The sequence below is a fragment of the Mycobacterium sp. B14F4 genome (assembly GCF_039871645.1).
Classification (GTDB): Bacteria; Actinomycetota; Actinomycetes; order Mycobacteriales; family Mycobacteriaceae; genus Mycobacterium.
In genome coordinates, this window is sequence record NZ_JBDPMF010000007.1 from 290380 (window position 1) to 300275 (window position 9896).

At 67.7% G+C, this 9896-nt stretch carries 7 protein-coding genes and 1 pseudogene; 3 read left to right on the plus strand and 5 right to left on the minus strand.

Features of this window, described 5'->3' with window-relative positions; all coding sequences use genetic code 11:
- Nucleotides 1-9 precede the first annotated feature (9 nt).
- Nucleotides 10-675: a UdgX family uracil-DNA binding protein gene (locus ABGB19_RS20460; RefSeq protein WP_347687808.1), complete on the minus strand. Its 666-nt coding sequence runs from the start codon at nt 673-675 to the stop codon at nt 10-12.
- A 327-nt stretch (nt 676-1002) separates the two neighbouring features.
- Here ABGB19_RS20460 and ABGB19_RS20465 point away from each other — a divergent pair, with 327 nt between their 5' ends.
- Entirely contained in the window at nt 1003-1443 is a 441-nt protein-coding gene (locus tag ABGB19_RS20465; protein WP_347687809.1) for a universal stress protein, read from the plus strand.
- 1 nt (nt 1444) lies between these two features.
- Here the strand turns inward: ABGB19_RS20465 and lnt are convergent.
- Both lnt and ABGB19_RS20475 read right to left on the minus strand, forming a co-directional pair.
- A pseudogene (gene lnt / locus ABGB19_RS20470) lies at nt 1445-2839 on the minus strand (apolipoprotein N-acyltransferase); the annotation flags it as partial.
- A 4-nt stretch (nt 2840-2843) separates the two neighbouring features.
- Nucleotides 2844-3728: a fructose bisphosphate aldolase gene (locus tag ABGB19_RS20475; protein WP_347687810.1), complete on the minus strand. Its 885-nt coding sequence runs from the start codon at nt 3726-3728 to the stop codon at nt 2844-2846.
- Between the two features lie 125 nt (nt 3729-3853).
- On the opposite strand from ABGB19_RS20475, the gene ABGB19_RS20480 reads away from it, so the two are divergent.
- The gene (locus tag ABGB19_RS20480) at nt 3854-5161 is read left to right on the plus strand and encodes a cytochrome P450 (protein ID WP_347687811.1); all 1308 of its coding nucleotides are present in this window, start codon (nt 3854-3856) and stop codon (nt 5159-5161) included.
- 20 nt (nt 5162-5181) lie between these two features.
- On the opposite strand, the gene ABGB19_RS20485 is transcribed toward ABGB19_RS20480, so the two are convergent.
- Nucleotides 5182-6042, minus strand: coding sequence for an SDR family NAD(P)-dependent oxidoreductase (locus ABGB19_RS20485; protein WP_347687812.1), 861 nt, complete (start codon nt 6040-6042; stop codon nt 5182-5184).
- Entirely contained in the window at nt 6036-6716 is a 681-nt protein-coding gene (locus ABGB19_RS20490) for an MBL fold metallo-hydrolase (protein ID WP_347687813.1), read from the minus strand. The genes ABGB19_RS20485 and ABGB19_RS20490 overlap by 7 nt, the downstream gene beginning before the upstream one ends.
- A gap of 102 nt (nt 6717-6818) precedes the next feature.
- Between ABGB19_RS20490 and uvrA the strand changes: the two genes are divergently transcribed.
- Nucleotides 6819-9728: an excinuclease ABC subunit UvrA gene (uvrA, locus tag ABGB19_RS20495; RefSeq protein WP_347687814.1), complete on the plus strand. Its 2910-nt coding sequence runs from the start codon at nt 6819-6821 to the stop codon at nt 9726-9728.
- Nucleotides 9729-9896: the final 168 nt, after the last annotated feature.

Consider the following 9896-nt stretch of genomic DNA (forward strand, 5'->3'; position numbering starts at 1 on the left):
TCTCGACCGCTAGCGCTGCGTGAGCCCCGCCGCGAACCGCAGATCGGACACCAAGGCGTCGAACGCCTTCTGCCGGTCCTGCGGCGGACCGCGCAGCACTGAGGACGGGTGCGCGCTGACCACGACCGCGGGATCGAGGCTCAGCTCGGTGATCTCGTCGACGGCAGGTAGCCGCAGCGCATCGCCGCGATGCGCGGTGAGCCGAAAGGTGCTGCCCATCAACGACTGAGCCGCAGTGGCGCCCATCAGCACCAGCACGTCGGGCTTCACCGCGTCCAGTTCGGCGAGCAGCCAGGGTCGGCACGCCACCACCTCGGTCCGGCCCGGCGTCTTGTGGATGCGGCGCTTGCCCCGTTCGGGCAACGTGAACTTGAAGTGCTTGACCGCGTTGGTCACATACACCCGTTCCCGCTCGATCCCGGCCTGCACCAGGGCCTTGTCCAGCAGCTTGCCGGCAGGTCCGACGAACGGCGCTCCCGCCCGGTCCTCCTGGTCCCCGGGCTGTTCGCCGACGAGCATCATCTCGGCCGTCGCTGAGCCGGCGCCGAACACGGTCTGCGTGGCGTCGAGGTAGAGGTCGCAGCCCTTGCACCCGGTGGCGGCCTCGGCGAGTTCGTCGATGTGGCGGGCGTCAGGGACGAACTCCGCAGCGGTATGCGCCGGCTGTGAGGGCATGCACTGCGATTACCCCGGATCAGGCCGGATCACGCGTACCGCGTCGGCGACGCCTCGCGAGATCGCCGCTGCAGTGCCGTAAATTAGCGCCGACGACAGTTGATTGGGCACCGCGGAGTCGACTTGCCTTCTCCGACAAGTTGTTTGCCGTGCGCGACCGGTTCGCGCCGACGTGCCGGACGCCGCTCCCGGGCGCCGGTGTAGGCGAGGTCACGCGGGACGGCACGGGGTGACCTTGCCTGCCAAGTACGACGAAATAGCAGGCAAACGCCACTCGAAGGGCTACTGTTCACCGGTGGCGTTGGAATCGACACTGGGAGGACATGGATGAGCGCCTATCAGACCGTCTTGGTTGGCACGGACGGATCGGACTCGTCGCTGCGTGCGGTGGAGAAGGCTGGTCAGATCGCCGGGGACGCCAAGCTGGTCATCGCGACGGCGTACTTCCCCCAGGCCGAGGACCATCGAGCCGCCGATGTGCTCAAGGACGAGGGCTACAAGATGTCGGGCAACGCGCCGATCTACGCGATCCTGCGCGAGGCGAAGGAACGAGCACACCAAGCCGGCGCCAAGAACGTCGAGGAGAAGGCCATCGTCGGTGCACCCGTCGACGCCCTGGTCGAACTGGCCGAGGAGATCAAGGCCGACCTTCTGGTGGTCGGCAACGTCGGCCTGTCCACCATCGCGGGCCGGCTGCTCGGCTCGGTGCCCGCGAACGTCGCGCGTCGGTCCAAGACCGACGTGCTGATCGTGCACACCACGCCGTAGCCACCAGCAGCGCGACACCGATCATCCAGTCGCCCCACCGTTGGTAGACGGTGAGGCTGGCGGCCAGTGGGACGTCGACCACGACGACTCCGCGCTCGGCGGCGGGCAGCCACGCCAGCCGCCGGCCGCGTCCATCGAACGCCGAGCTCACCCCGGACAACCCGGCGTGCACGGCGGGGTGGCCCACCGCGACGGCGTGCACGGGGGGCATGCTCGCCAACTGCGGCTGCGCCCAGCTTCCCTGATACGACGAGGTCGCGCTCTGGTAGGCCAGCAGTGCCGCACCGAGTTCGACCTCGCGCCGGGGGAGGTCCGAGAACAACGCCTCGAAGCTGATCAGCGGTCCCACCGCGACGTCATCGGTGCGCAGCACGACCGGCCCGTCGCCGCGGCGACGGTCCTCACCGGCGGCGGCCGTGCCCGAGGTGGCCCGGGTCAGCAGCGAGCGCAGGGGCACGTACTCACCGAACGGCACCAACCGCGTCTTGGCATATGAGCCGCGTACACCGTCGGGACCGATCAGCACCGCCGACTTGTAGATGCCACCCGATGCGGCGCGGGCGTCGACGTTGACCAGCAGATCGGCGCCGACGTGCCGGGACAGCTCCGCCAGCCGGACAGCGACATCCCTTCGCTCGGCGAGATCGACCCCGACGCTGCTCTCGCCCCACACCACCAGGTCCAGCCGTTGCCCGGCCAGCTCGTCGGTCAGGGCCTCGCCCGCGGCCTGTCGGGCCGTCGCGTCGTCGATGTCACCCGGCTGAACCAGCGCCACCCGGATGGTCGAGGCGGGCGCCGGCGCCGGTGACAGCCAGAACCACGCCGGTCCGAGCGCCAGCAGGGCGACAGGCAACGCGAATGCCCGCGGCGTGCGCAGCAGGGCTGCACCGACGACGGCGGTGTTGACCGCGACCACGAGGAAGCTGACGAGCCACACACCACCCAGCGAGGCCGGTGCCAACGTCGCCGGCTGGTTCCACTGTGACGCGCCGAGAACCGCCCACGCTCCACCGAGTTGATGCCATGAGCGCACTGCTTCGGCGACGAGCCAGACGGACGGCAGCACCGCAACCGCCGTCACAAGCCTGCGATCGGTGACCTCTCCGGCGAGCAGACGATGCGCCGCCCACCCCCACGGCAGCCACAACGCGCCGATGGCGGCGGCGAGCACGAGGAGGAGGACACCGGTGACCGGCCACAACCAGTACTGGGTTACGGCGACGAACGCCGCCATCGCCAGCCACGCGCGCACCGCACCTTGCCCGGCCGTCGGCGCGCCACGAACGACGACGAGCAGCGGGACCAGGCCCACCCACGCGATCCACCACCATGACGGCGCGGGAAAGGCGAGCGCGGGCAACGCGCCGGCGAGCAGCGCCGACGCGTAGCCCCGCACGAGATCAGGTGCTCGAGGCCTTGGCGATGCTCGCGATCGCCTGATCCAGCGTGGCGTTGAACTCCTCGTCGCTCTGCTGAGCGGTCAGGCCCTCGGTCAGCGCTCGGGAGAAGCTCGCGATCACGCCGGTGTTCCGCGACAGCTTCTCGTTGGCGTCATCACGGCTGTAGCCACCGGAGAGGGCCACGACCCGCAGCACCTTCGGGTGGTCGACGAGTTCTTTGTAGAGGTTGTCGGTGTCGGGCAGCGTCAGCTTGAGCATGACCTTCTGGTCGTCGCCGAGCTTGTCCAGGCCCGCGAGCAGCGCCGCCTTGAGCTGCTCCTCGGCCTCGGCCTTCTTCGGGCTCTTGATGTCGACTTCGGGCTCGATGATCGGCACCAGGCCCTTGGCGAGGACCTGCTGGGCGACCTCGAACTGCTGGTCGACGACCGCCTGCACACCGGCGCCGGGCAGCTTGATGACCGACCGCTCCTTGGTGCCGAAGACGCCGTTGGCGACCGCGCGGTCCAACAGCTCGTCGAGGCCGGGCATCGGCTTCATCGTCTGGGCGCCGTCCTTCTCCTCGGCCAGCCCCTTGTCGATCTTGAGGAACGGCACGATGTTCTTGACGTTCCACAGGTAGTCGGCGGTCGGACGGCCCTCGACCTGGCGGTCCATGGTCATCTCGAACAGGATCGCGCCCATGATGCGATCGCCGTCGAAGGCCGGGCTGGTGATGATGCGGGTGCGCATCTCGTGCACCAGGTCGAACATCTGATCGTCGCCGGAGTACGCGTCCTCGGCGATGCCGTAGAGCTTCAGCGCCTTCGGGGTGCTGCCGCCGCTCTGGTCGAGCGCGGCGATGAACCCGGCGCCGCTCTGCGCCTTCTTGAGCTGTTCGCTGTTCATGTCTGCCCTTTCTGCTTCACAGGCAAATCTAGCGGGGCCCGGACCGCCGATCGTCAGCTGGCTCACCGAAAGCTCGCTCAAGCCAGGTCTCCAGTGGGAGACTGCAATTGTCTGGAGGGTCAATTATGACGTCAGCAACGCATCCGGTCAGTATCGCGCGCCGCGACAACGGGGTTCCACCGCCGGAAGTGCCACTCGCCGACATCGATCTCGGGTCGGTCGAGTTCTGGGAGCGCGACGACGACCTGCGCGACGGGGCGTTCGCGACGTTGCGCCGAGAGTCGCCGATCACCTTCTTCGAGGTTCCCGAGGTCGCCGGGTTCGCGCCGGGGGCGGGACATTGGGCACTGACGACTCATGACGACGTCCATTTCGCGAGCCGTCACCCGGAGACCTTCAGCTCCATCCCGACCAGCACGGCGCTGAACGATGTGCCGGCCGAGATCGCCGAGTTCGTCGGCTCCATGATCAGTCTGGACGACCCCCGTCATCTCCGGCTGCGCAAGATCGTCAACCGCGCGTTCACCCCGAAAGTGGTGGCCCGCATCGAAGACAGCGTGCGCGAACGAGCCCGCACGCTGGTGGCGGACATGATCGCGAACCATCCCGACGCGCGCGCCGACTTCGTCGCCGAGGTCTCGGGCCCCCTACCGCTGCAGATCATCTGCGACATGATGGGCATCCCCGAACAGGACGAGCAGAAGGTCTTCCACTGGACGAACGTGATGCTCGGCGTCGGGGACGACGAGGCGTCCGGACAGTTCGACGAAGTGGTCGCGACGATCACCGAGATCGCCCAGTACGGCATGGAACTGGCCGAGGAACGTCGCGCCCGGCCCCAACACGACCTCACCACCAATCTGGTGCAGGCCGAGGTCGACGGTGAGCGACTGACGTCGACCGAGATCGCGTCGTTCTTCATCCTGCTCTCGGCGGCGGGCAACGAGACCACACGCAACGCCATCAGCCACGGCATGGTCGCGCTGACCCGGTACCCCGAGCAGCGTGACATCTGGTGGAACGACTTCGACGGCGTCGCCGCCACCGCGGTCGAGGAGATCGTGCGGTGGGCATCGCCCGTTATCTTCATGCGGCGCAATCTGACTCGTGACATCGACATGCGTGGCATCCCGATGAAAGCCGGAGCGAAGGTCTCGATGTGGTACAACTCCGCCAACCGCGACGAATCGAAGTTCGCCAATCCGTGGTTGTTCGACGTCACCCGCGACCCCAATCCACATTTCGGTTACGGCGGCGGTGGCGCGCATTTCTGCCTGGGTGCGAACCTGGCCCGCCGGGAGATCCGTGTCCTGTTCGAGGAGTTGCACCGGCAGGTGCCCGACGTGGTCTCGGTCGAAGAACCGGCGATCCTGCACTCCGCGTTCATCCACGGCATCAAACGATTGCCGGTGGCGTGGACGGCGCCTTCCTGAGCGGATTCAGCCGCTGCCGATCACCGTAGGATCCGGTCGAACTGCTTGATCGGGTGAATTCCGTGAAGGTCTCTGTACGACGGCGGCTGGCGGTCGCCCTCGTCGGTGATGCCGTACTCGAGCGCCAACTCCGCGCCGATGAGCGTCTGGCCGCTCTTGGCCATCCGCGCCGGATCGTTGAACAGCGCCCAGACGAGGTGGCCGGTCAGCTCGGGTGTCTCGGCGATCTCCACCAGGCCGCCGAACTTGTCCGGGGCCGCGGCCACCATGCCCTTGAGTCGTTCGGTGAGCAGGATGCCCATCCAGATCGACACCGCGGCGACGCCGTAGTCGCGGAAATCGACGGCCATGTCCGCGGCCATCTTGTCCACGCCGGCCTTGTGGACGCCGTAGGCGGGTCCGAAGACGTAGTGTGCGGCCCCCGGCGCGGACGTGAAGACCACCAAGCCACCCTGGTGGCGAACCATCAGCGGCGCCGCGTGCACCGTGGCGACGTAGGCGCTGCGCAGGCCGACGTCGAGCAAGTCGACGATGTTGATCGGCTTCTCCCAGAACGGTTTTCGCGCCATCATCTCGTCACGGATGGTCGCCGCGTTGTTGACCAGGATGTCGAGCCGGCCCTGCTCGCGGCCGATCCGGTCGAACAGCGCCTTCGTCTGGTTGTCGTCGGAATGGTTCACGGCGACCGCGATCCCGGTACCGCCCGCCGCTGTGACGAGTTCGGCCGTCTCGTGAACGGTGCCCGGGAGCGGCGACTGACCCGCCCGTTCGGTGCGTCCGGTGACGTAGACGGTGCACCCGTGGCTGCCGAGCGCCCGCGCGATGCCGAGACCGGCGCCCCGGCTTGCCCCGGTGACGACCGCGACCGGCGCGTCTACCAACCGCGTTCTTTCCACTCGCCGAGGTGCGGGCGCTCGGTGCCGAGCGTGGTGTCGTCGCCGTGGCCCGGGTAGACCACCGTCGAGTCGCCGTAGACGTCGAACACCCGGCTGGTCACGTCGCCGAGCAGACGTTCGAAGTCGCCTTCCTGCCACGTCTTGCCCACACCGCCGGGGAACAGGCAGTCACCGGTGAACAGGTGGGTGGCTCCCGTTTCCGGGTCGGCCCCGCCCAACGCGAGCGCCACCGAACCGGGGGTGTGGCCCTGCAGGTGGATGACGTCGAACGACAGCTCGCCGATCTCGACGGTGTCGCCGTGGGCGAGGGTCCGGTCCGGCTTGACCGGCAGCGCCTCCGCGTCGAGCCGATGGGCGGCGGTGGGCGCACCGGTTGCCTCGGCGACCCGCTCCAGCGCCTGCACGTGATCCCAGTGCTGGTGGCTGGTGACGATCAACGACAGCTTCGGTGCATACCGTCCGATGAGCTCGAGCAGGACCTCGGCGTCGTTGGCGGCGTCGATGAGTAGCGTCTCACCGGTCCGGGAACACGTGACCAGGTAGGCGTTGTTGTCCATCGGGCCCACCGAAACCTTCACGATGGACGCGCTCGGGAGGGTGCGCCGAGCCGCTGCTCCTGGCTCGACGTGGCCGGTGTAGTTGTCGTCGACGACGGTCATAGGCTCACGGTATCCGGCTTGGCCGGGGGTTGTCGGTAGGGGCACATAGCATGGGCCTGAACTGTGTCTGTGGGAGGACTCGAGCGTTGAAAGAGGGTGGGCGTGGCTGACCGCCTTGTCGTCAAGGGTGCGCGCGAGCACAACCTGCGAAGCGTTGATCTTGATCTGCCCCGTGACGCGCTGATCGTCTTCACGGGCCTGTCGGGGTCGGGCAAGTCATCGCTGGCGTTCGACACGATCTTCGCCGAGGGGCAACGCCGCTACGTCGAGTCGCTGTCCGCCTACGCCCGCCAGTTCCTCGGCCAGATGGACAAGCCCGACGTCGACTTCATCGAGGGCCTGTCGCCCGCGGTGTCCATCGACCAGAAATCGACCAACCGCAACCCGCGGTCGACGGTGGGCACCATCACCGAGGTCTACGACTACCTGCGTCTGCTGTATGCCCGCGCAGGCACCCCGCACTGCCCGGTGTGCGGGCAGCGCATCGCCCGCCAGACCCCACAGCAGATCGTCGACCAGGTGCTCGCGATGGACGAGGGCCTGCGCTTCCAGGTGCTCGCCCCGGTGGTGCGGACCCGCAAGGGCGAGTTCGTCGACCTGTTCGACAAGCTGAACACCCAGGGCTACAGCCGCGTCCGGGTCGACGGCGTCGTGCATCCACTGACCGACCCGCCGAAGCTCAAGAAGCAGGAGAAGCACGACATCGAGGTGGTCGTCGACCGGCTGACCGTGAAGGCCACCGCCAAGCAGCGGCTCACGGACTCGATCGAGACGGCGCTGAACCTCGCCGACGGCATCGTGGTGCTCGAGTTCGTCGACCGCGAGGACGACCACCCGCACCGCGAGCAGCGCTTCTCGGAGAGGCTGGCCTGCCCCAACGGCCACCCGTTGGCCGTCGACGATCTCGAGCCGCGCTCGTTCTCGTTCAACTCGCCCTACGGGGCCTGTCCCGAGTGCCTGGGCCTGGGCATCCGCAAGGAGGTCGACCCCGAACTCGTTATCCCCGACCCCGACCTCACGCTGGCCGAGGGCGCGATCGCGCCGTGGTCGATGGGGCAGACCGCGGACTACTTCACCCGGATGCTGTCGGGCCTGGGCGATCAGCTCGGCTTCGACGTCGACACCCCATGGAAGAAGCTGCCCGCCAAGGCGCGCAGGGCGATTCTCGAGGGCTGCGACGAGCAGGTGCACGTGCGGTACAAGAACCGCTACGGCCGAACCCGGTCCTACTACGCCGATTTCGAAGGCGTGATGGCGTTCCTCCAGCGCCGCATGGAGCAGACCGACTCCGAGCAGATGAAGGAGCGCTACGAGGGCTTCATGCGCGACGTGCCGTGCCCGGAGTGCGAGGGCACCCGCCTGAAGCCCGAGATCCTGGCCGTGACGTTGACGGCGGGGGAGTTCGGCGCGAAGTCGATCGCCGAGGTCGCCGAATTGTCGATCGCCGAATGCTCGGAGTTCCTCAACGCACTCACCCTCGGATCACGCGAGCAGGCGATCGCCGGTCAGGTGCTCAAGGAGATCCAGTCGCGGCTGGGCTTCCTGCTCGATGTGGGCCTGGACTACCTGTCGCTGTCGCGGGCCGCCGCCACGCTCTCCGGCGGTGAGGCACAACGGATCCGGCTGGCCACGCAGATCGGCTCGGGTCTGGTCGGGGTGCTCTACGTGCTCGACGAACCGTCGATCGGGCTGCACCAGCGCGACAACCGCAGGCTGATCGACACACTGGTGCGGCTGCGAGATCTGGGCAACACCCTGATCGTCGTCGAGCACGACCTCGACACCATCGCCCACGCCGACTGGGTGGTCGACATCGGCCCGGCCGCCGGCGAGCACGGCGGGCAGATCGTGCACAGCGGTCCATACGAGGAACTACTGAAGAACCCGGAATCGCTTACCGGCGCTTATCTTTCGGGTAAAGAGGAGATCGAGGTCCCGCCGATCCGTCGGCCCGTCGACAAGAAGCGCCAGGTGACGGTCGTCGGCGCGCGCGAGCACAACCTCCACGAGATCGACGTGACGTTCCCGCTGGGCGTGCTGACGTCGGTCACCGGGGTGTCGGGTTCGGGTAAATCGACGCTGGTGAACGACATCCTGGCGGCGGTGATGGCCAACAAGCTCAACGGCGCCCGCCAGGTGCCCGGCCGGCACACGCGGGTGACGGGGCTGGACAAGCTCGACAAGCTGGTGCGCGTCGACCAGTCGCCGATCGGCCGCACGCCGCGGTCGAATCCGGCCACGTACACCGGGGTGTTCGACAAGATCCGCACGCTGTTCGCCGCCACCACCGAGGCCAAGGTGCGTGGTTACCAGCCGGGCCGGTTCTCGTTCAACGTCAAAGGCGGTCGCTGCGAGGCGTGTTCGGGCGACGGCACCATCAAGATCGAGATGAACTTCCTGCCCGACGTATACGTCCCGTGCGAGGTGTGCCAGGGCGCCCGCTACAACCGGGAAACGCTCGAGGTGCACTACAAGGGCAAGACCATCGCCGAAGTCTTGGACATGTCGATCGAGGAGGCCGCGGAGTTCTTCGCGCCGATCACCTCGATCCATCGCTACCTCAAGACGCTCGTCGACGTCGGCCTGGGGTACGTGCGGCTCGGGCAGCCGGCGCCGACGCTGTCGGGCGGCGAGGCGCAACGCGTGAAGCTGGCCTCCGAACTGCAGAAGCGCTCGACGGGCCGGACCCTCTACATCCTCGACGAGCCGACCACCGGCCTGCACTTCGAGGACATCCGCAAGCTGCTCAAGGTGATCAACGGCCTGGTCGACAAGGGCAACACGGTGATCGTCATCGAGCACAACCTCGACGTCATCAAGACCAGCGACTGGATCGTCGACATGGGTCCGGAAGGTGGCGCAGGCGGGGGCACGGTCGTCGCGACCGGCACCCCGGAGGACGTTGCGCGCAACCCCGACAGCTACACCGGGCACTTCCTCGCCGAGGCACTCGATGTGCCGCGGCCGGCACCGAACGGCCGAAAGCGCAACGGCCGCAGGGTCAGCGCCTGACGATCCTCTGCCGAGACTGAACTTGTGCAGGCGAAGGCGGCCTCAAAGTCAAGTGGTTAGTGCAATGCGGCTACGCGGCTTGGTCGAGGAGGGCGGCTAGGCGTTGGGCTGGAGTGTCGAGATTCAGGGTGGGTCGGGGTCGGCTGTTGAGTTTGTCTTGGACCCGTT

Bases quoted from the DNA above. Each gene is read 5' to 3' on its own strand.
- ABGB19_RS20490 (WP_347687813.1), bottom strand. From the start codon at position 6,716: ATGACCGTCGTCGACGACAACTACACCGGCCACGTCGAGCCAGGAGCA.
- ABGB19_RS20475 (WP_347687810.1), bottom strand. From the start codon at position 3,728: ATGAACAGCGAACAGCTCAAGAAGGCGCAGAGCGGCGCCGGGTTCATC.
- ABGB19_RS20460 (WP_347687808.1), bottom strand. From the start codon at position 675: ATGCCCTCACAGCCGGCGCATACCGCTGCGGAGTTCGTCCCTGACGCC.
- ABGB19_RS20465 (WP_347687809.1), top strand. From the start codon at position 1,003: ATGAGCGCCTATCAGACCGTCTTGGTTGGCACGGACGGATCGGACTCG.
- ABGB19_RS20480 (WP_347687811.1), top strand. From the start codon at position 3,854: ATGACGTCAGCAACGCATCCGGTCAGTATCGCGCGCCGCGACAACGGG.